General features: G+C 56.6%; 27 protein-coding genes. All 27 read left to right on the forward strand.

Annotation, left to right across the window (positions count from 1 at the left end; all coding sequences use genetic code 11):
• Nucleotides 1–117: 117 nt before the first annotated feature.
• The 27 genes from EO174_RS11535 to EO174_RS11665 all read left to right on the forward strand — a co-directional run bounded on the left by EO174_RS11535 (nt 118) and on the right by EO174_RS11665 (nt 20,288).
• Entirely contained in the window at nt 118–717 is a 600-nt protein-coding gene (locus tag EO174_RS11535) for a hypothetical protein (RefSeq protein WP_005989503.1), read from the forward strand.
• Between the two features lie 819 nt (nt 718–1,536).
• Nucleotides 1,537–2,532: a hypothetical protein gene (locus tag EO174_RS11545; protein WP_005989506.1), complete on the forward strand. Its 996-nt coding sequence runs from the start codon at nt 1,537–1,539 to the stop codon at nt 2,530–2,532.
• Between the two features lie 4 nt (nt 2,533–2,536).
• Nucleotides 2,537–3,007, forward strand: a complete 471-nt coding sequence (locus EO174_RS11550) for a hypothetical protein (protein ID WP_005989507.1) — start codon at nt 2,537–2,539, stop codon at nt 3,005–3,007.
• Between the two features lie 143 nt (nt 3,008–3,150).
• The gene (locus tag EO174_RS11555) at nt 3,151–3,726 is read left to right on the forward strand and encodes a Cro/CI family transcriptional regulator (protein ID WP_005989508.1); all 576 of its coding nucleotides are present in this window, start codon (nt 3,151–3,153) and stop codon (nt 3,724–3,726) included.
• Between the two features lie 62 nt (nt 3,727–3,788).
• Complete coding sequence (locus EO174_RS11560) at nt 3,789–5,372, forward strand: LPD1 domain-containing protein (protein ID WP_005989509.1); 1,584 nt, start codon at nt 3,789–3,791, stop codon at nt 5,370–5,372.
• A 79-nt stretch (nt 5,373–5,451) separates the two neighbouring features.
• Nucleotides 5,452–5,865: a hypothetical protein gene (locus tag EO174_RS11565; RefSeq protein ID WP_005989510.1), complete on the forward strand. Its 414-nt coding sequence runs from the start codon at nt 5,452–5,454 to the stop codon at nt 5,863–5,865.
• Between the two features lie 36 nt (nt 5,866–5,901).
• A complete protein-coding gene (locus tag EO174_RS11570; protein ID WP_005989511.1) occupies nt 5,902–6,198 on the forward strand; it encodes a hypothetical protein in 297 nt (98 codons plus the stop codon).
• Between the two features lie 4 nt (nt 6,199–6,202).
• A complete protein-coding gene (locus EO174_RS11575) occupies nt 6,203–6,721 on the forward strand; it encodes a hypothetical protein (protein WP_005989513.1) in 519 nt (172 codons plus the stop codon).
• 49 nt (nt 6,722–6,770) lie between these two features.
• Entirely contained in the window at nt 6,771–7,178 is a 408-nt protein-coding gene (locus tag EO174_RS11580; protein WP_125459552.1) for a hypothetical protein, read from the forward strand.
• Nucleotides 7,179–7,532: 354 nt separating this feature from the next.
• Entirely contained in the window at nt 7,533–7,823 is a 291-nt protein-coding gene (locus EO174_RS11585) for a hypothetical protein (RefSeq protein WP_005989519.1), read from the forward strand.
• A 109-nt stretch (nt 7,824–7,932) separates the two neighbouring features.
• On the forward strand, nt 7,933–8,337 hold the full coding sequence (locus tag EO174_RS11590; RefSeq protein WP_074053047.1) for a hypothetical protein: 405 nt from the start codon (nt 7,933–7,935) through the stop codon (nt 8,335–8,337).
• Between the two features lie 201 nt (nt 8,338–8,538).
• Nucleotides 8,539–8,784, forward strand: coding sequence for a hypothetical protein (locus EO174_RS11595; protein ID WP_005989523.1), 246 nt, complete (start codon nt 8,539–8,541; stop codon nt 8,782–8,784).
• Nucleotides 8,785–8,844: 60 nt separating this feature from the next.
• Complete coding sequence (locus EO174_RS11600) at nt 8,845–9,351, forward strand: hypothetical protein (RefSeq protein WP_005989524.1); 507 nt, start codon at nt 8,845–8,847, stop codon at nt 9,349–9,351.
• 82 nt (nt 9,352–9,433) lie between these two features.
• Nucleotides 9,434–9,913 (forward strand): hypothetical protein, encoded by a 480-nt coding sequence (locus EO174_RS11605; protein WP_005989526.1) that lies wholly within the window; start codon nt 9,434–9,436, stop codon nt 9,911–9,913.
• Nucleotides 9,914–9,984: 71 nt separating this feature from the next.
• A complete protein-coding gene (locus EO174_RS11610; RefSeq protein ID WP_074059005.1) occupies nt 9,985–10,488 on the forward strand; it encodes a hypothetical protein in 504 nt (167 codons plus the stop codon).
• Nucleotides 10,489–10,517: 29 nt separating this feature from the next.
• On the forward strand, nt 10,518–10,799 hold the full coding sequence (locus EO174_RS11615) for a hypothetical protein (protein WP_005989530.1): 282 nt from the start codon (nt 10,518–10,520) through the stop codon (nt 10,797–10,799).
• 764 nt (nt 10,800–11,563) lie between these two features.
• Nucleotides 11,564–12,205, forward strand: a complete 642-nt coding sequence (locus EO174_RS11620) for a hypothetical protein (RefSeq protein ID WP_005989534.1) — start codon at nt 11,564–11,566, stop codon at nt 12,203–12,205.
• A gap of 7 nt (nt 12,206–12,212) precedes the next feature.
• Nucleotides 12,213–13,091 carry a phosphoadenosine phosphosulfate reductase family protein gene (locus tag EO174_RS11625; protein WP_005989536.1) on the forward strand — a complete coding sequence of 293 codons (879 nt, stop codon included), beginning with the start codon at nt 12,213–12,215 and terminating at the stop codon, nt 13,089–13,091.
• A gap of 167 nt (nt 13,092–13,258) precedes the next feature.
• Nucleotides 13,259–13,732, forward strand: a complete 474-nt coding sequence (locus EO174_RS11630; RefSeq protein WP_005989538.1) for a hypothetical protein — start codon at nt 13,259–13,261, stop codon at nt 13,730–13,732.
• Between the two features lie 23 nt (nt 13,733–13,755).
• Nucleotides 13,756–14,181, forward strand: coding sequence for a hypothetical protein (locus EO174_RS11635; protein WP_074053050.1), 426 nt, complete (start codon nt 13,756–13,758; stop codon nt 14,179–14,181).
• Nucleotides 14,182–14,975: 794 nt separating this feature from the next.
• Complete coding sequence (locus EO174_RS11640; protein ID WP_005989546.1) at nt 14,976–15,851, forward strand: ParB N-terminal domain-containing protein; 876 nt, start codon at nt 14,976–14,978, stop codon at nt 15,849–15,851.
• Nucleotides 15,851–16,333: a hypothetical protein gene (locus EO174_RS11645; RefSeq protein ID WP_005989549.1), complete on the forward strand. Its 483-nt coding sequence runs from the start codon at nt 15,851–15,853 to the stop codon at nt 16,331–16,333. Before EO174_RS11640 ends, EO174_RS11645 begins: the two co-directional genes overlap by 1 nt.
• A gap of 90 nt (nt 16,334–16,423) precedes the next feature.
• Nucleotides 16,424–16,693, forward strand: a complete 270-nt coding sequence (locus EO174_RS11650; protein ID WP_005989551.1) for a nucleotidyltransferase — start codon at nt 16,424–16,426, stop codon at nt 16,691–16,693.
• Nucleotides 16,694–16,718: 25 nt separating this feature from the next.
• Nucleotides 16,719–16,892 carry a hypothetical protein gene (locus EO174_RS22935; protein ID WP_005989553.1) on the forward strand — a complete coding sequence of 58 codons (174 nt, stop codon included), beginning with the start codon at nt 16,719–16,721 and terminating at the stop codon, nt 16,890–16,892.
• A 400-nt stretch (nt 16,893–17,292) separates the two neighbouring features.
• Nucleotides 17,293–18,924 (forward strand): ATP-binding protein, encoded by a 1,632-nt coding sequence (locus EO174_RS11655; RefSeq protein ID WP_005989559.1) that lies wholly within the window; start codon nt 17,293–17,295, stop codon nt 18,922–18,924.
• Between the two features lie 112 nt (nt 18,925–19,036).
• A complete protein-coding gene (locus EO174_RS11660; RefSeq protein WP_005989561.1) occupies nt 19,037–19,318 on the forward strand; it encodes a hypothetical protein in 282 nt (93 codons plus the stop codon).
• Between the two features lie 424 nt (nt 19,319–19,742).
• Nucleotides 19,743–20,288, forward strand: coding sequence for a hypothetical protein (locus EO174_RS11665; RefSeq protein WP_005989563.1), 546 nt, complete (start codon nt 19,743–19,745; stop codon nt 20,286–20,288).
• The last annotated feature ends 132 nt before the right edge of the window (nt 20,289–20,420 follow it).

The raw sequence follows: 20,420 nt of genomic DNA on the forward strand, positions 1-20,420 counted from the left end.
CGCTTGCGCGCTGGCTTTCGATGAGGCCGAGAGCAGCTGCATTGGTGGCCAATATGTTGGACTGGGCAAGGACCAGGATGGTTCGCCCGCTACTGGAGAAAGGAAGTGATGGAGAGCATGAGCGCACGCAATAACCGGAAGCTGGTTGAGCCGGTTGGAAACCATGAGCCCTACTGGATGAGCCACGTGGCGCGAATCGCGACCGTCGCGGATCTGTGGTTGCGGGTGCGCGAGCTCGCGCAGACCGTCCGTAACGATGCAGTCGCGGCCAGTACGGCATGGCAGAGGCTGGAGTTCTACCTTCGGGACTATTCGCTCCACATGACGCGAAAGCTGCGGGATCACTCTGCGCCGTACAAGTTCCGCCAGATGGAGGAGATCACGCAGTGGGTCGACCATCCGCAGGAACTTAGCTCCGACCCGCGGTGTTGGGCGCTTTTGGGTTCCCTAGAAGCCACTACGATCCTTCTGGGTGGCATGCACGCTGCGCGGGCGTTTCACCGAAGCGACATTTCGCGGGCTACCGCAAGCCTGTGCCACCAGCTTGGCACCTACCAAGCCAAGACGCTCGTCGCTTATGAGGAACTGCGCTCGGTGATGGCGTCTTTGTGCGAAGACGCACGGCCAAAGTCGGTAACGCTGGTAATCAAGGAAACCGATGATGGTCCGATCCTGATGGTCCAGTACGAGCGAGCCCCGGACTTGGGGACCGAGTGATGAGCTTGCTCCAGCTTGGAATGGTGGTTGGCGGCGGACTGCTCGTCATTGCCATCTACTTGGTCCATCGCCAGCCCGTCGAGAGTGGACGGGCTGGCGATTTGGACTATGGCGACCAGGAGCGTCAGTTCCAGCCTGCCGAGATCGCCAATGGAACCCTGGTCTTGTCGGAGCGGTATCTCCGCTGCGAGGTCCCGCGTCGCTTGGGGGCTCGCGCCGACCAGGTGTATCGCACGACGGAAGGGATTTTGGTTCCCGTTGACACGAAGACCGGGTACCGCCGTGTCGTTCGACGGGAGGATATGGTGGAGCTTTCAGTGCAGGCTACTGTGCTGCGCCACAGTTCGTCCGCAGATAGGCCCTCCGGTCGTGTGGCGACGTGGGGCTACATCCGCAAAATTGCGCCTGGCCGGAACCCGGTCTATCTGAGGACGCCGCTACTCACTGATAGAGAGCTGGTCGATCTGTACGACCGCTACTGGAAAGTGAATGCAGGAGCGACGGCACTCCCCACCCGGGAGCCGGATAACTGCCGGCACTGTCCCGTTGCGAGTCGTTGCTCCCAGAGCCCCGCCGTTAGGCCAATGAGAGCGGTACGCGACAGTCGATAACCGATATGGGACGGGAGCGTTTCGCCTCGCAATCCCTGCTGCAGCTGGACAGCCACCAATATTCCGAAGTGCGGCCGGCAAGCTACGCGTCGATCGATTGCATGTAACGAATGCGCTTTGGTGGGGGCTTTTTCAGCTGCCCATACGGGGGTTCATTACATCCCACACCACCGACCATGTGTCGCATCTGCTCAACCCATGAGTTCCGATGCGAAAGCACAAGGAAACACTGCTCACTGCGACCCTCTGCGCCGGCCTACTGATCGGCTGTGGAGAGAAGGGTGGCCGCTTAATCGAGTTCGACGGAAGCGAGGCGGGGTTGCGAAAGGCCGTGGCCACGATGGCTGCTGCGAGCAAAAAAGAAACTGGCGATGAGCTGAAGAAAGCCCTAGACATCTACTTGTCGCACCTGAAAGGAAGCGATCAGTCTGATGTGGACACAGCGACGCCACTGAAAGCTTTAAGCGGTATCACCGTCGCAGAGTTCATCAATCAGGCGCGCCAGATCCAGGATACAAAGATGACGGAGCTACCGGCCGATCATCCGACTTGGATCAACTCCCGCATGGTCGAAACGATGCAGATGGAGCTGAAAGCGCTGGAGAGTAATCGCCTTTCGCTCAATCAGGCCGGTTACTTCTCCCTGGATCAGCTGCAGTTTAATCCGCCCTCATTTATTCCGCCGCCGGATGGCGACGTCAAGGTTGCGAATAATCGCGCCATCTTCGCTTTCCGTATGTCAAACGCAACTGGGTTGACGATCTACAAGCCGACGTTCGATGTACGCATCGAGGTTCCCGGTGAGCAGATGCCAGCTTACACAGGCCGTCTATCTTGGAATGATCCGATCGGCATTCCGGATGGAACCTCGCGCCTGGTGGAGCTCACCTGCTGCAGCATTCTGGAGCAGCCGTTCCTCAACAAACGTCTTCGTCAGCTGCCGGAGAAGGCACACATCAAAGCCGAACTCGTGGGAGTCGAAGACTTCCGCAAGCGCAATCCGCTACGGACGGTGGGATACGGAGCGAGCGACCTGACGCGCGAACGCCTGCTTGAGGCCTGTGTGAAAGATATAGAGGCCCATCTGGATACGTGGACGCCCAAGCGTTCCGCCGCGCCTTGCCGCGCCCTCGCCAAGAACCACAAAACCGGTTCCGAGCAGCTCGCCGACGGGCTGCAGGCCACCAGCAATCGCCGAAGGTAACGTCATGCAAACCAACAAACGTTCCGACAAGCATCTTACCCTTTACCACATTCTCCCGAGCGAGCGAGCTTGTCTATTGGTGGAGGGGCTGCTTGCGACGGGCCAGGTGGTTCCGCGCTCCATGGTGCTGATCGCTACGGCCGATGCTGTGAACTGGGACGACGAAGTGATGTTGGTGCGCCCCCTTCGCGTGTGGGTAGATCACATAATCTCCCTGCTATGCGCAGGCGGTTACGTGCGACGCATCCACTCCCAGGCTCAGCTGTCCTATCAGGCCACGCTGAGGTGGAAGCACGTCGATGAGGTGCTGCAAACGCTTCGTCATCCGACGGGAAGGAAGCCGATCGAGAAGGGGAAGACGTACCGTCGAAACGGAAATGATCCGAGCGATGTGGTGATCAACATGCGCGAATGGCAGGAAGCCAGGAGCGTGATGGATGCGAGGCCCCGGCGCAGTCGAAAGATGGCGTCGTGAATGAACAAGCGAATTACTGGGGCCGCCACTGTGCGGCCCTATCTGTTTGAATCGCGATCGCCGAAATATAGGCGCTCAAACCCACCTTCGTTGCAGCTGACGCCCGATAGGCTGCAACTGTCAAATCTCTCAGAGGAGGGAACATGCTCGACAAGATCAAGTTCGGTACCGAAAACCAGACCGTCTACATCGGCATCCTCAAGACGAAGTTGGGCGCAGATATCGTTGTGGAAACCACCCGCAAAGTGCTAGGTCTCGACGCGACGGGCCCACTGCCCCCAACCATCTCACCTGAGGTGGTGTCGTCGATCATTAGCGAACTGAAGAAGGTGCCGCCGAAGAAATTCCGCAAGCCTACCGATACAGGGCCACAACGCATGACGGGGCGCGAGCTGCTGGACTTGGCAGATTTGTCAAAAGAGCTGCCGACGGGCCTGGATCCTGATCTTCTCTCCGTGATTACACGCTTGCGTCGTCTTCACCTGGTGCAGGATACCGTCTCCAAGTCATTGATCGATAGACCAATCGCCGTCAATGGCTGCAGCCCGATCCAGGTCAACCATCTGATTGAGGTTCTGGGAAGCTCGTCTGAGGCTGCCAAAGCCTTGGGTGTTACGATTAAGACCCTGGAAGGATGGGGAGACTACCTTCCGGAATCTCATGAGAGCAGGGCTCAGCTGGTGACTGCTGGAGCAGTACGAGCGCGTTTGCCTGCTTGATGTCAAATTGCGTTTCTGGAATCTAAATTGCACCTTTGGCCGCGGGTAGTGGCACACCTAACATGCCTGACAACGAAGAGAAAACAGCAGGCATGGAACATGGTGATTTTGGCCAAGCGTATAAGGGTGCACGCAAGTTTGAAGTTCAGCGAAAGCGGGCTCTAGCCGAACTCAATTTGGCAGACCTTTGGCCACGACCGGACTTCCGCGCTGCGGCGTTGAGTGGTGACGTAAAGCCGTCGGTTGCTCTTCTCTACATGGCCGTGTACGACAACCTTCGCCGCAAAGCGGTGAGCAGACCTGAGACCGATGAGCTGACCCTGGGCTTCTGGTCGCGCATGTACCGCTCGGGTGTAGGATTCATGCGTCGCGCGTGGGAGTTGCGCCAATACCACACGGCCGATCGGCTAACGCGGGCCTTTCGCGCTTCGCAGGAGTCGCTAACCCTAACTGAAGGGGAGCGTCGCTTTGCTACTGCCGCAACGGCAAAAGGCCGCCTCACGCCCAGCACGTCACCTACTGATTTCCCAGCCAGCATCAGGATGCGGATGTACAGCTTGCAGGCGATGGGTTGGCCTGAAGACCAGGATGTACCAGATGACTCCAATATTGGAGTCATCCATGTGACGGCTGAAAAACCTGTTTCAGACTACCAAGACGGTTACTACCCTGCGCTGACCACGGTAGGTGGTCGCGTAGTCCCTATTCGACACGACCCGTTCGCAACGAAAGCTGCAGCTGCGCGTGACGCAGCAGAGGAGCTGAGGCGCCGCGCTGAGATGTCCCAGCTGCAAGGTGGCTCCGCCGTGCTGGCCTATGAACGAACAGGGCAGGACTGGCGCCAGGGTGAAGACGTCACGGAAGAGATTTTGCTTACGGCATTTGGCTTCAAGGGGCTAGAGTTCGGAAAGAGCATCACAGCCTCCGAGCGCCAAGCATTCCTCAATGGACTCTACGACGCCTCGCTTGATCTATGCGAAATCCTACAGGCGCCTTTGTACCGTGCATCTTGTTCGGGGCGTTTGGGTATTGGTTTCGGCAGCCAGGGTAGGGGAGCAGCAACAGGTGCCGCACATTTTGATCGCGAGCAATGGCTGATGCATCTGACAAAGACCCGCGGCGGCGGTGCGCTGTGCCACGAGTTTGCTCATGCGCTAGACGCCATGATGTTGGAAGCTTTTTTCGACGCAGATAAATTGCCCGCTGACACGTACTTCTTGTCCGACCTAATGGCGTCCTATTACGACGAGGATGGTCGATACACGATCAGTAGCGGTGTAGTTGAAATGCTGCGGGGCGGAATTCATGTATACAACGTACGCGCGATGGACTCGTTGTTCGAAAGCCTTTTTACCAGGAAACGCAATGACTCGTTCTATCGGCGCAGCGAGGAACGAGATACACACGCGGGAAAGTCCTATTGGGCGCAGCCGCGGGAGTTGTTTGCTCGTGCGTTTGAGACATTTGCACTGGATAGGATGCTCGCTGCAAAGGTCCACAACGAATTCTTGGTTCGACACGTGGACGAGTACATCCGCGACCGCGATTCGCATGCCAACAGCATCTATCCTCAGGGATACCAGCGACAGGAGTTGGAGAAGCTGTTCTCTGAACTGCTGAAACACGTGAATAATCTTCACTTGTAGCGAGGTTCTGTTTTTTGCACGCCCAAGTGAGCTATCGCAACTGATACATGCTCTCTGTATCCCGACAAGGAACTTAGGCATGAACGGCAAACAGGTTTCACCTCTCACTCTTACCCAAGTTCCGCGCTGGCGAATCACACGACTTCTTGAGATGGTGCAGCGCGACTATCGCGCCGATGAGGTGGAAGCCGAATTGAAGGGCTGGTTGGCTACCGGAGTTGAGCGAGTTCCAAGCTCATTCAATCTCCAGGCTGCAGCTGCTCGCGCCGTACATGCTGTTAACACAAATGGTGACTCCCTAATGACGATGTTGTCGACAGATCTGACTGGTCGCTTGACAAACAAGTGTCGTGACGTTGTCGAAACAGCCTTGTACGCGGCACTAGCTCCGCACCTCGATCAGATATTCCCAAATGCACAAGAGCTGCGGACCTACCAATGCAGCTTCGGGTTTAGCGAATCCAGCCAAAACCCCACTTACGAGACCCCCTGAGGGACGGAATACTTTTCATCGAGAAGGAGGTGACGCATGCCGGCAGTTGCTTTTGACCAGTTCCATCCGACACACGGCGATGTTTGTGATGGCAAGCGAGTAGTGATGGCGGATGGAACCACGGCAACGATTGCCGCAGTGAGAGAAGGCTGGCTGGTGGTGCATGAAGGTGCTGAGTATGGGCCCGCCCACTCAACATGGCAGGTACTCCACCAGCTCGCTCAAATTCAGAAGAACGCAGAATGTCTCGACGGCCTAGGGTCTGATGTAAGCAAACGCAATGCGCAGCAATTTCGCTCCCTCAAGGTCATGATTGGCAACGTAGTTCAATAGATCCATGAAAATATTCCACATCCTCGACGGCACTCCCCTCGATCCGAGCATCCTCAATCACGATGCGATCATCTTCGTGTTCTCACGGGAGCGCGTGGAGCGGGGCGACATTGGCGACACATTAGGCCAGCTCAATGCATTGAGCCACAACGCCGAGAATGTGCGCCGTTTTGTGGGTCGTGTCTTCTTCATGTTCGACGGCTACAACGATGATCCCCGGCAGATCTACCAGGTGCCTGAGGCGCGCGACTTCTTCGCTAAGCTGACAGCGATGCTGCCCTTGTGGGCCCACTACCTGCACCGCGATGCCGAGACCGTAGGGATTGCCTACCTTCTGCTGTGCCAGTCCGAGCCCTTTTACGAGAACAAGCAGCGGGTGAGCGTCTCGATCGACATGGCAGAGGCCAACAGCCTTACGCGTCGCCTGGTGTCTTCGGCCACGGGCTTGCATGCCTTGCACGGTCTGACCGAGGAGGAGTCCCGAGCGATCATCGAAGATTTCATCAAGATCCTGCCGTTCTGAGCGGGGCCATCGACTCAGCCACACGCCCCTCCATTAGTCGAGTATGGACATGAACACCTCGCAAATTTCGCGCAACACCGCAAACAGCCTCTCTTCCCAGCGCTGCCCGGTCACCCGGCAGCTGGCGACGAACCGTGTCCGAAACTTCGATCGATTCCACATCAGCTACAACAACCACACTTCCGACTATGGGTGCGTCACCACTGCCCTTGTGCTGGACGAGCGTGTCTTCTTCGTACTAAACAAATGTCACGTCCGCGAGATGGTCGATGCTGCAGAGCGCGATGGGATTCAGGGATGCGTGGACCTCTTCATCACCCGCATCCATGATGCAAACGAACGAAGTGAGCACCGGATGGCAGCAGGCCTGGCTGCGGACCCGTTCGGGCTCCATCGCACAACGATAGACGTGATCGGGCAGGCCAATGTGGACCGCATTGCTGGGGCAATGGCGTAATCGACTTCGGGTGGCCTACCCGGTATACGTATCGATCCAGCGTATTGCCCAATGGCTGGCGAACTAGAAGGCGGCTTCTGGTGTTAGGGAGGAGAATTTGCCAGGAGACGATGCGATCAACGTTTCATCGCCACGGACAGTGACCGCATTGGCCACGAATCCATCGCCAGGCGCCCTGTTGGGGTCGCACATAGCAATGCAGCCGCGATAGGTTAAGCAGTAGCCGTCCCCGTCCATGCCCCAGTAGTACTGCGGAGGTGGCGGGGGATTCGCTGGTCACAGCAGGAATCGCGCGCCCGCATGTGGGCATGTTTCCGGATCCGATGATGGGACATCACCTCAACGGGTTGTCCCATGGAAATGCCGATCGTCCCTGACGACCAGCTGGCCGCACTGGTCGACACTATCCCCACCAAGTTCACCTACACGCCGTGGCGCGATGGGGGCTGGTATGTCCCCAGCATTCGATACGCCAACGGCGCTATCGGCTGCGTCTCACGCAACTACCCGGACAAGAGGTGGCGCGTCGTGTGCGACCCACGCGGCGATGCAGCACCGACATACAAGAGCCGTCATCAAGCAGCAGCAGCTGAGTGCTTGTTGGCTGCGCTGGATAGGTGCAAGGCCGCACCCGGAAATGGTTGAAAACCCACTAGCGCAGGAGGGGTCGAGGACGGATCATGTCGTTAGGCTACGTCCACGAGTGAAGATCCATGAATGAAGAACCTCTCGCTGTAGGGCGCGAATGCGGTCCATGTTCGGTGTGCTGCGTTGCATGGACGCAAATGTGAACATGGACGCAACATCGGTTTTCATGCACTTGGCGACTCTTGCACCTTTAGGCGTGCTGGTTTGGTTTCTGGTGCTGCCGACCAACGGGGCTTTCTATAGCCGTGTGGTGTGCTGGCCTCGTGCCGCCGTCGTCTTCGTTCCGCTGGGTGGGTACATCGGAGCGACAGTGGGCGTTGCGTTCGATGAGCCGCTTCGGCTTGCCCCGTTCTCGTGGGTCGAGCGGCCATTGTTTGCGGCCAAGGTCTATGCGACTTGCGCGGTCGTTGGCGGAGGTTGGAGTTACGGCGTGGCCTGCCTGGTCGCCAAGCTGTTGCACAGACTTGGAGTTCCGAATCTTCCGCGACAACTTGTGGGCACCAACAGTTGAATCCGGATAGCTGAAAAATTCAGCGCCCCAATGTGGCAGCTCACAAGAGGCAGATACTCGCAAACGTTCCATACAGCGATGGAGTAAACCAGGTCCAGCTCTGAATCGATTACTAATAAGTAGGATGAACGTTCGGAAGCACGTTTATTCGTACCAATACTCCCCAGCCATAACGTAGCAATACCAACTCCGAAGAGCACGATGAAACTTCTCCTGATTGCCGCCCTCACCGTCATCGATCCCGTCAGTGCGGTTCGTCCGAATGAGACGGTCACTGACATGTTCCGTGCCCAATTTCCCAATGGCGCCAGCTGCGTTATCGAGTTCACTCCGGAGGAGCTAGCGCAGATGCCGCCGGGTCCACTTCTTATTCGGAACGGAAAGCAATACCGCTGCAATAGCAGAGATGCCGAAAAGAAGACGAAGCCACCCAGCATCTTGGCCTGATTTAAATCTACTCCAAACTGCTGTAACCCTTCATTCGTGCAAACTTGGACCTGATCAATCATGGACAAAAACACCCCTGAACATCTCTTCCCGGGAGCAGTGATGCCGCGCGATCCCGCTGCGCAGCTTCTCTCATCGGCACCCAGGGGACTAGGATTGGCCTGCACGATCGCCTGGTCGGAACTCGTTTTGGCGCTGCGTGCAGATGGGCACGAGGTGCGCGACAGCAGTGGTCCGAACACCCGCCAGTGGATGGAGACAATCGTGCGAGACACGTTCGCCGCGTCCAGTTGCGACACCATTGCCATGACGGTCATCAACCCGGACGAGTGGGAACCGTGCAGTCCTGCCTACTTAGCCAACGGCGGCAGTTGTGATGCGCCTCGCGTGTGGAATGCGCAGGATCATAACCACTGGCACCCGCGCAGACATGCCATTACGCTTACCGACGCTTTCGTGCAGCAGGTACCCGATAAGTGCGACCGGATTTTGTGGCGTGGCCATTATTACCATTTGCCCCTTAAAAATGCCGACCCGTGCGGTTCGCAGGCGGTACGCGACGACTAGGAGATGACCTGTCGCACTCGTGATGCAAAACATTTATAGCTTGTCATGCAAACGACATGGCGATGCATAAACCGGAACGAATATGTCCAATTCAAAAAATCACGCTGTTTATACCGATGAAGAAGCAAGAAAGGTAAAAAAAACTGTCAGTTTCATTTTGTCAGAATACTACGTAGGATTTATCGTAGTCATCGCGTTCGCTCTTTTATTCCCGGCAACCTTATCGACGAACATCTACTGGATGATGGGCCTTGCATTTCTGACGGTAACCGCATTGTTCCTTCCCTATTTTGGCCTTGTGCCTCGCAGCGGTAGTCTTGAGCCTCTGGATAATGGAGAGCTCAAAAGGCTCAAGATGCTTGCTCAGGCTCATGTCGATATTTTGGAATGGGTCAGGCCAGCAGCTGCTGCCGGTTTTGTCTTCCGAATGCGTGACCTTGAAGCCGCTGAAGAGGTAGCTGGTGCAGTAGAAGACCAGGCCTTGTTGTTAGAAGAGCCAGCCGAGCGTCAATCGATTTATGAGGAGTTAGCCGGTAGAACTTATGAAGCTGATGAAAAGTAGTATTTCCCAAAGATCCTAAAGTTATGCAATTTAGGGGATTAGCAGTCCAGCAATCACCAGGCAAGTCCGACATGGATTTACAAATTATGACGATTAATGAGGATAAAATGGTAAAAAACGTAGTGGACATAATTAATTCTGGATATCTGGAATGGGTGGTGATCCTTACCTTTGTCATCCTGGCGTTTTTTATTGCTGGAGTTCTCGCGTTCCGCTACAACTGGTTTGGCAATGCACTGCATCAGCCCCCTGTACAACTCGCTTCCAAGCCAGACTCCAAACCCCTCCGGCCAACGGCAGATACCCAATCTTCGCGGTCTGTCAGGCGGAGCGCTTACAGTGAGAAGCATGAAAGCGAGGATTTCAGCTTGTCGCTAGCAACCGCCGCTGCGACAAACAACGCGTTGATAGGCTTTGCCACAGGCGGATCGATTACGGGTGCCATAATCGGCGACGCTCTCGTACCCAACATTTCATCAACAAATTGCACTGACAGTGCCGTAGCTTCTTCAGACGGGAGCGTCTTCAGCAGCTGTTCGTCTGACAGCACCAGCATCGGTGGTACGGACTGGTAAGCCGTGTCTCCACTTAACTAGGAAAGGACATGAAAACCACTACACATCGAGCGAGGTTGCAAAACATATCGATAGCATTAATTGCCGTCGTCAATCACCTTGCTCGTGCCGCCAGCATACTGTGCTGCACTGCTGTGCTTATATTCTGGTTCTTCGCTGAGGTAGAAGCTTATAGGGAAGATTGGACCTTCATGCATTGCATGGCTATGGTCTTCAGCTCGAAGCCTGTTATCGCGTTTTTGGTATGTATTGCGATCGAACGAACAACGTTCGCGCTCTTCCGGTATTTCAACCCTGACGATGGTCTATGACACCCGAGTGTGAAGGTAAAAGTGGCATCCGGGTGTAGGGCTTACGCCTCGTTTTGCGACATGCCAGTTTTCCTATGAAGACCACGACTGCGTTTACCAGCGTCGCGATCTAGGAGATGATCCCTCGCAGATTGCCAAACTGGAGCTTAGGATCTTCGGTCGCGTTTTGACGGTATCATTGTTCGCTTCAAGAAACCTCATTGAACCTGAAAATGCAATCAGAAGATCGTAAGCCGACCTACAGCACGCTTTCCCAGCTAATCGGAGCGGCAGCGGTCTGTTACGGTGTCCTTCAAGCCCTCGCATGGTGGAGCTATTGGCACCCCCGTCCGGCGGAGGTAACGGTGAGGCTCGACTCTCAAGCTTGCGTCGCGATCAATGGACAGATGCGAGAACGCTCATGTGTGGTATCTGGGCGCTACTCTGTACATCCATGGACTAACAACCTGGTCATGCGGCAAGACAACGGCGTCACGGTCGAACTGCCCGACTGGGTCTCGATTGCCGTCCCCGTCGATCACAGCAGGTAGAGTGGGACTTGCTACGCCTATGGTAGGAGTTCGATCCAATTGAGCGTGGCGCGATCGCTCACTTTTTTTGCTTCCTACTAGCGCAGGTTGGTCGAGACGGAATCTGTATCTGTGGAGCGCAGCCGAGAAATCTCCTACGAGCGGGATAGCTGATAAGCGGTAGGAATACCGCGCCCGCGTGTCGCGGCAGCGCAAGGGCTGATACTGGTTTCGTTACCCACCGGAACCGCATCGATGTCCCCAATCGCTCGCCAGCTCGCCCAGGCCATCCCCCCTGTTCTGCTTGACTATCGGAGGCTGCTCGCGAGGGTGCAGGAGTCGGCTCCGGCAAGTGAGGAGCATGCCGAGGTGGAGCATATGTCCGTGGCCACTATCGAGCAGCTAGTCCATCAGCTGGAGCGTGAACCTGAGACCGCACCGGCGCCGCCGGCACACTTGACCGGACAGCTAGCTAATGCCTTGGACTCCTCCGTGGCCACGCTGCTAGCACTAGCCAAGCTTCTAACCGGCGAATCGCGGCGCATGGCCGAGGTCACAGCTCAGACGCATCATGAGCTTGTGGCGAACTCTCGCGCGGAAGCAAAGCTGGGCATGACGCTGGGCTACGCCTGGCGGGCGAGGGAGGACAGCACCGCCCGTGGCGAGAAGGGCCTTCGGATAGACAGCGACGAAGTATCGCTGCTGGCGTGGTTTGCCTACGGCCTCGATGCGGAAGGACCGAATCGAGCACAGGCCTCTGTCCGTCGCATGCTGGCTTGCATGCGTGCGTGTGAGGGAATCGATACCGAGCTGCTGGAATCGCTTGATCCCGGCGAGCTGGATGCCGCCATGAACGATGGCAGTCGCGATGCCAGCCACCCGATGTTGAGCCGCTGAGTACTGTATGGACGAGCTACCCACAATCCAGCAGTTGATCGAGCGGAACGCTCTCTTCGTGGTCAGCCACTCCGGTGGCAAGGACTCGCAGGCAATGCTCATCAAGCTGATCGATCGAATTCCGCCTGCGCAGTTGTTGGTGATCCATGCCTCGCTCGGTGAGTCGGAGTGGCACGGCGCGCTAGAGTTAGCGAAGGAACAGGCAGAGGTTGCAGGCTTGCCGTTCCTTGTGGCGCGTGCACCTAAAACGTTCCTGCAAATGGTTGAGCGGCGCTACGAGGTGCGACCTGGTCCGAACTCTAGCTGTTGGCCAGGGGCAAAAAGTCGTCAATGCACGTCCGATCTCAAGCGGGGCCCAATAGAGCGCGAGGTGCGCCGATATGCAAAAGACAAGCTCTTCTCAACGGTTGTCAGTTGCATGGGAATGCGTGCAGCGGAGAGCCCTGCCAGGGCAAAGCGCATCGCACTCACGATCAACAAACGAGGCACAGTTCGTGGCCGCGATTGGTTCGAGTGGTTGCCGATCCACGACATGACTACCGCAGAGGTCTGGCGTACGATCGCTGCCGCCGGCCAAGTACCCCACCCAGCCTATCTCTCAGGCAGCAGCCGCTTGTCGTGCGTGTTCTGCTTCTTTGCAGGTGCCCGCGATATCGCCAACGGTGCCAGGTATCGCCCTGAACTGTACAAACAGTACAGAGACATCGAGCAGCGCACGGGCTACACGTTGCATCAATCCAGGCGCCCACTCGATGAGATGGTGCGGCTGGGAAACGAGCAATTGGAGAGCTTAGTATCCTACCCGAACCCCGTCGACGACGATGGCCAACCGCTTTGGCTTGGAGGCGTGTTTGCTGTAGGGAGGCCGCCGCTACTGCCTGCGTGAGAACAATCGTGCACCCGCAAGCACATCTCGACGGGTGCGAGAAAATGCGAGTTGTGAGTTCGTTAGGATCCCGCATCCGCATGTCGGATCTGGTTTGCGAACTGCCCAGCCCCTAAAATTCGCTTGTCATCGGCCGATATCGCCACATCTGCAAATAAGGAAACCAAATGAAACTGAGCCTTGACGAAATGAAGTTGCTGCACTCGCTTGCCCAAATTCGTCTTGGCAAGGCTTGGACTTATCTTGCGTTCGCGGCAATCGCGATCATGGTGTGGAATCTTGCCGCAAGCCCCATGTCTTTCGTTACCCTAGCAACTGTGAGTGCAGCGGTGCTGCTCATTGTCGGCGGCGTTGCGAGTGACACATTAGTAAAGTCAGCAGTGATGGCATTCGTCTGCGTCTGGGCTCCGATATTCAGGTTCTTCTTCTTGGATCTGTTTCAGGGACCAGCCTCCGCAGCGCAGCCAGCCGCAATGCAAAAGTACTTCGAAACTATGTTGCCGTTTCTGGACTACTTGTTGTACATCATGCCCTTGACAGGCTGCCTCGTGGGCGGCTTGCGCCTTGCAGTTGCAGTGGTCGAGGTGCGAGCATTTGCGAATGAAATACGGGTGTTTGAAGGCAGGTCAGTGCGGGTATGACTTCCGAATCCAGAGACATCGACATGAAAATTGTTCCCTCAGTTCCCGGCACGAGGCTACCTACCTACATGTTCTTCCATGTCGCCATCATGCTATGCATTAGCTTGCTGGTCATGGCTCTCGCTAACTGGAGAGCAGTCAACGAACTTATTGTCAGCATCATCACTTTCGGTGGTAAATTTTGGCCCCCCGCAATTGTCGCGGCACTTGCAGCGACCTTTCCTCTCGCTAAATCGCTTGCCGAAGGCGATAAGGAGGATCCTCCTTGCGGCGTCGCCTTCGGTTCATTGGCCCTATGCCTTGTTGGAGCCCGTGGAGCATGGCTGGTCCAACCCGATTTCTCAGGCAGCGAGCTGGAGTGGTGGGCCATGGTGGCGCTTGTAGTTCTAGCTTTTTTTAGTGCTGTTTGGGCAATTATGACAATAATTATTAAACGCAGTGAATACTAATGGGATTCTTATTATTTAAATTTCGCATCGTATATGGTTGGCTACTGGGACTGTATGAAAAAGAGCGAAGAGATGAACGTCTCGCGATAGTAAACAAGTACGCGAAAGAGCCGATTCCGCATGATGTCGGGTGGACCCCTAGTCGTCTCATCATCCTCCGGCATGACAGATTCATGTGGGTAGTGGAGACTGTTCTGCTCTTCGCTATGCTGATTTTGACCATACCCGTGGCTGCTTTTTATGGGGTAACTTTTAAGGACGGGTTGCTAGCTTTGGTTTTTTCACTGGTGGCTGTCATTCTCATCTACCGTTGCGTCCGACTTCACCCTAATTTACGGACGGTCTACAGAAGAAAACTTTTGGACCAGGCAATGTTAGAGGTCGCCAAAATGACTCTCTATTCGAGCGATGACCATCAGAAGCACTAACGAGAAATTGATTTAGCAAGCAATTGGGCGGCCAAGGAGCCGCCAATTTTGTTGGTCGCATACAGTCACCATGTTCTTCATAAGGCTCGGCACTTCTATGCCGCAGGTGACGACATCACCCAGTAGCTCTATCTGTACCTCACGCCTCGAAGCGTTGGTCCTTGAGCAGCACCGTTCGTTGCGTCGCTACGAACGACCTGGATCTGCAGTGCCAACGAATTACCCCCCAACCCCGGTTACGGCAGGAAAAGTTGTTTCGCAGACTTGCTAAACCACTTTTGCGTTCCGCAGGAAATGCGCGCCCCCGACTGATGGCGGCCGATGTTGTGAAAGTGGGTTCGTCCACTCAATCGCACCGAGACCAGCATGAGCACAGCCCTGCCTACCTCCGAAGTCGAAACCAGCCTGGTCCCAGGCAACGTAAAGGTCATCAAGAACGCGAACCGCCGATCGGATTCCTTGTACTTCATCGACCCGGCCACGATCCACGTCATTCCCGGCTACAACGTTCGCTATGAGGGGGATGACTATCACTCCTACGTGCGAAGCATGGCCGACTCTATGAAGGCTGAGGGCTTCCATGCCGACTCGCCGGTGGTCGTGTACGTGGCAAAGATCGACGGCGAAGACCGGGTGACTTTGATCCGCGGCCACTCACGCATGAAGGCTCTGCAGCTGGCCAACAATGAGGGCGCCGGAATCACAGAGGTCCCGGTCATCTTCAAGCCTAAGACCATCTCCCCGCAGGAGCTGGAATTCGATCTCATCGACAGTAACAACGGCCGTAACCTCACCACATACGAAACCGCAATCGTCGTCAAACGCCTCATGAACCTTGGTATCACCGAAGAGGAACTGCTAGCGAAGAAGCGCTTTAGCCCACCACAGCTTCAGCTGCTGATTACGTTGGCCAGCGCCCCGCCGCGGCTAGCTGAACTGGTGGCCAGTGGCCAGGCCTCAGCCAAGGTTGCTGTGGAACTGATCCGTAAGCACGGCCCGGTGGCAGCGCAGCGCATGGCGCTGGAGATGGTCGAGCGTGCCAAGAACGCCGGGCACAAGCAACTGACAGTCCGCAACCTGCCGCAGGCAGCCTTCAAGAAGGCGCTCAAGAAGGCGGCTCCACGGCTCCACGAAGCAACATCCGCCGTCACCAGCGACCCGGGGTACGACGGCCTTTCCAAGGAAACCCGTGCGCTGCTTGAGGCAGTCCTCGGTGAGCTGAAGCGACCAGAGGCGACCTAATGAAAGCCTCCGGGCAGAGCGGCATCCCTGAGCTGCGCAAACACTCGCCCTTGTCCGCTTTCGACAGGGACATGGAGCGGATCAAGCTGCATCTCAACCACAAGCAGAACCTACTTCGAGTCGCAATCGGCGCAGGTGTGGCCATTGGACTTCTCCTGATGACGGTTGGTGCCATCTCCGTGCTTGAGTTGGTGTCCTTACGCACAGCCGGTTTGACGCTAGGAGCGGGCGCAATGTTGGTCGGTCTAACTCGATGGCTAACCAATGCATCAGTTCACCGCGCTCATCTTGCAGCGGCGAAACGCTTGCAACCATTGACTCATGATGAAGTCGCCTATCTCCACTCCCTTGCAGAACACAGTTTGGACCTTCAGGTCGAGCTCGACATATGGAACGTGCTATCCGACGAGCTCTCAAAGACCGAATTGGAACTCGCTCAGAAGTGGAGTAGCCGGCGACATTCGGATGTGAGGAAGCAATAGCCGTGTGCCCACAACTGTGTCAGATCGAACCACACACTGAGAGAGGGCTGCAGCAGCAATCACATCATCCAACAAGGAACTTCCAATAGCATGAGCCTAGAAGTCACATCGCATCGCTCCGCAATTCGTCGTTTGGTGGCCAGTCACGGCGCCACGAACCCGCGGTTGGTGGGAGCGGGATCCCCAAATGTCGACGCATCGATTCTGGTGGATCTCAAGCCCGGAACATCCGACGCAGACATGACACGCCTGCATGCAGAGCTGGAGGAGTTGCTGCGCGGTCGTATCGACCTGCTGACGCCGAGGGATGTGCCAGCGCGCCAGCGCGCCACGCTCCTGCAGGGCGTCCAAGTCATCTAGTTCGGCACCACGAAGGAGCAATTTTATGAAGTACCGCTACATCATCACCAATACGATGGAAGGGCAGATAGAGGGAACATGCGATGAAGCAGTTGCCCGCGACCTGGCTGAATCCGAAGACCATTATGTTGTCGACGTCGTAGCTGGGCGCTGGCTCATGCCGGGCGGCGTCGAGCAAGAAGTGAAAGGTCGCGACTGATAGACGTTGAAGAGTCCATTTCCGTCTGGGAATGTTGCTAAGCGCAGGCTTGATGCTCCCTGCGTTGTCATCGCATGGATGTGCCTGCCGATGTCGCATCGCGACCGAGCAAGGGCATGCGATCGTTGACATATAGCAGCAGTCGCTGACCTTGCGTCGCTGCTGAGGTCGCAGAAAGCCCGGGCCCGATGGTGCGGATCTGCGAATCCGTCAACGTGAGTCGATCGTCTTCGCAGCAGCGAAGTCTATGCCTCTCACTTCCCTGACGGATGACAAAATGACCGACCGGTCCAGCACCAGTAAGCTCGAATCGCATACGTTCGAGTTCTCCTCAGCGTTCCTGATACACGCCGTAAATTCGCAGTCAAGCACCCTCGGGAGGAGTTCCCTTGCTTGTATCATGAATTCGATTGACGCGGGCGCGAGCAAGATCTGCATCAACTTGTCGTCCGCCGCGATGTCGATTACCGATGACGGTCATGGATTCAGGACCAGGGAAGAAGTTCTCGAATGCTTTAACGTTTTTGGCTTCGACCACACGAATCATGTTCGTGAGTTTGGACGCTTCGGACTTGGGCGCGCGCAGCTATGGGCGTGGTGCAAGTCGAAGATGTACTCCCACAACTTCCTGTTCGACGTGGACGTTCGCCAGCGCGGATTCAACTGGTATCTCGGCACCGAAGAACCCCACGTTCACGGTTTGCGTATCGAAGCAACGTTTTACAAACCGTTGACGAACGTAGAGATGGTGGAGTTCCGCACTGAGCTGGAGAAGCTGGTCCGCTACTCGGAAGTACCCATCATGTTCAACGGCGAGCAGCTGTCAAGAGCGCCCTCTGAGTCCATGTGGACGATCTCCACGGAGGAAGCATTCCTGCGCGTCTCCGATGGTTATTCTCTCGCCATCTACAATCAGGGCATATTTGTCGCAAGTTTGTCTTCTAGCAACGTGGGCATCGCTGGCACGCTAGTGACTCGCCGAGGTCACGACCTCACGCTTAACGTTTCTCGGAATGAGATCATGCGCCAGAGCTGTCCGGTTTGGGCCAAACTTCGGCCCAAGATCGCGGAGTTGGCGTCTAGAACTAAGTCGAAGCGCCTTAACGATTCGGACCGGACCTATCTCGCGTTACAGACTGCCGATCCGGCTAACGTTGACAACTTCGATAGGCCTATCATCACACTTTCCAACGGCAAGCACGTCACGCTTTATGACGTCCTAAAGCCTGGCTACTACGGCGGCACACCAATCACAGTCGCAGAGATGGGTAACCGTATGGCGGAAGCAATGATCCGCGATAAGACGGCTGTGGTGCTTGGGCAGGTGACACTGGAACGCTTCGGGGTTGAGTCGGTGGCCGCATTGGTTCAAGTCTGGAGGCGTCGGTTGGAAGCGGCCGGCGATCGGCTGACGTGGAGCCTCCCTGAGCACCTTAAGGCTAGCGAAGACGTCATTGCGGCATGGGATGCACTGCAGAGCAACCGTCAAGAGCTGACGATCTACGAGAACTTCGCGGACTGCCCGGGCTACAAACAAATGCAGTCGTCCAAGATCATGGCGACTGAGCTTTCGAGCAAGCAGCGATTGTTCTTGCGCTGTGCGGAAGAAACCCACAACACTGTGCTTGCGTCGATCCGGCAGCAAACCGGGACGATAACTGCCAGGCGGGAGCTGATGCTCGGCCGCGGTGAGGGTATCGATGCGTACACAGACGGGCAGAGCTATGTAGCCGTGGTCGATAGTGTTGCGGCCGACATGATGAAGCAGGGCCTGCCAGGCTTCATGCGACTAGCGCATCTGCTGGTGCATGAGTACCTCCACGACACCGAGGATTCGGGCAGCCACGCGCACGACCTGGAATTCATGGAAACCTTCCATGACATCGTGCTGGATCAGGGCGATGCGCTTTTCGCGGCAGCCAGTTACGGATTCAAGCTGATGCTGAAGGAAACCACCAAGGTCAGCCGGCGAGAGGCTAAGCAGTTGGACCAGCTGGCATCGTCTGAGAAGAAAACAAGGCCTGAAAGCTGACTCCACTGTCGGCAGGCTGATCTTCGGCAGGGAAGTGCTGTGAGCATGTTTTCTGCACCCCAATTTCGCATCCTCTCAACTGCATAACCTGTGTGCATACCGGAGACATCACATGCACGCCTACCGCATCGAATTCCACTGGCAGTCCGCTCTGAGAGGGCAGGAGACCCGGGCGCAAGGGTTCCGTGCCAACAAGGGCGAGCGACTGGTTTTCTCCCGCGAGAAGTATTCTGCTGAAGCGCTGCCAAAGTACCGGGAGCTCATCGTGTCGGAGGCTATCAGAGCGGGCATGAAGGATGTCCGGGTGAAGATCACAGCCATTGTGTGCTTGCCCCAACAGACCTCAGCGGCACGCAAGTCCAGCATGTCAGCGTCTTCGGTGAGCCTGCACTGATGTTTCACGGTAACGAGAGCCGTCGAGCAAACCTGCGAATAGCCCAAAGACAAGTGGAGCGCAGCTCAGGGCAAGACGACATGCAGTACCCTTTTCGGCTCTTTGGCGAACGATGCCTGGCCTCCTTCATCCGCATGCACTTCAGCATCGATCGATCCCGCCGGGAGATAACGAAGGCGCTAAGGCAGGCCCTTCCCGTGCACGCGGGGTGGGGTGCACGGCACAAGGCCCGCACCCCTTTCCACCCGAACTGGGCAGCGACTCGCTGTCGAAAGTGCGGTTCGCATGACCTGAGACGCCTCCCACGCACACTGCGTCGGTGGCCACCGAGTAGTAATTTCTTATCACTGGAGATACTCGCCTAATTCGCGGCCTGGCCAGCCGATCGCATCCCTAATCGACCCCCGTAAGCAAGGAATCAATCGTGGCAAAGGAAAAAATCTTCCATGTGGTCCGCAAAAGCGACCAGTCCGAGAACCTGGTGCGTGCCCCCAAGGAATCCGGTGTCCTGCTGGTTCTGGCCGGTAACAGCTGGAAGCCGAGCATCGCCACTCAGGACGACATCACCAATCACTACGCCGCCGGCGGCACGCTGCATCCGGCCAGCATTGAGGCCGATATCAAGGGCGCCAAGATTGTCCGCCTAGCGCCCGCCGAAGGTTCCAACAAGAAGCCGGTGCTGATCCGCGCCAAGAACGTCGGCAGCGCCATCGAGGCGCTGACCAACGGCGACATCGAGATCAAGCTGGCCGACCAGGAAACGTTGGTGCGCCTCCTTGAGGCTGGAACGAAGGTGCTGGAAGCCCCCAAGCCCGAAGTCAAGACCAACCCCGATTCCGATCCTGATCCCACCCGCAATGACGGTGCCAATGCGGACACCGGCACGGGCAAGGGCGCGGGTGAGGTCGGCGCCGGCGACAATGCGGCGAATGATGGCCAGAATCCGGGTGAGAAGGCACTCGTCGCCTAACCTTCTCGATGATTGAAAGCTGGGCTGCGCGATGCTGCCCAGCTTTCACTGGCCTGCAGCGGGCAAACCTCGTGTCCGTTGAACGTGGACCGTGAGGACCATGGTCCACATCTACCAAGGTACCCGCCTGAT

Origin of the sequence: Xanthomonas sp. BRIP62418, assembly GCF_003993495.1 — a bacterium.
GTDB lineage: Bacteria > Pseudomonadota > Gammaproteobacteria > Xanthomonadales > Xanthomonadaceae > Xanthomonas > Xanthomonas euroxanthea.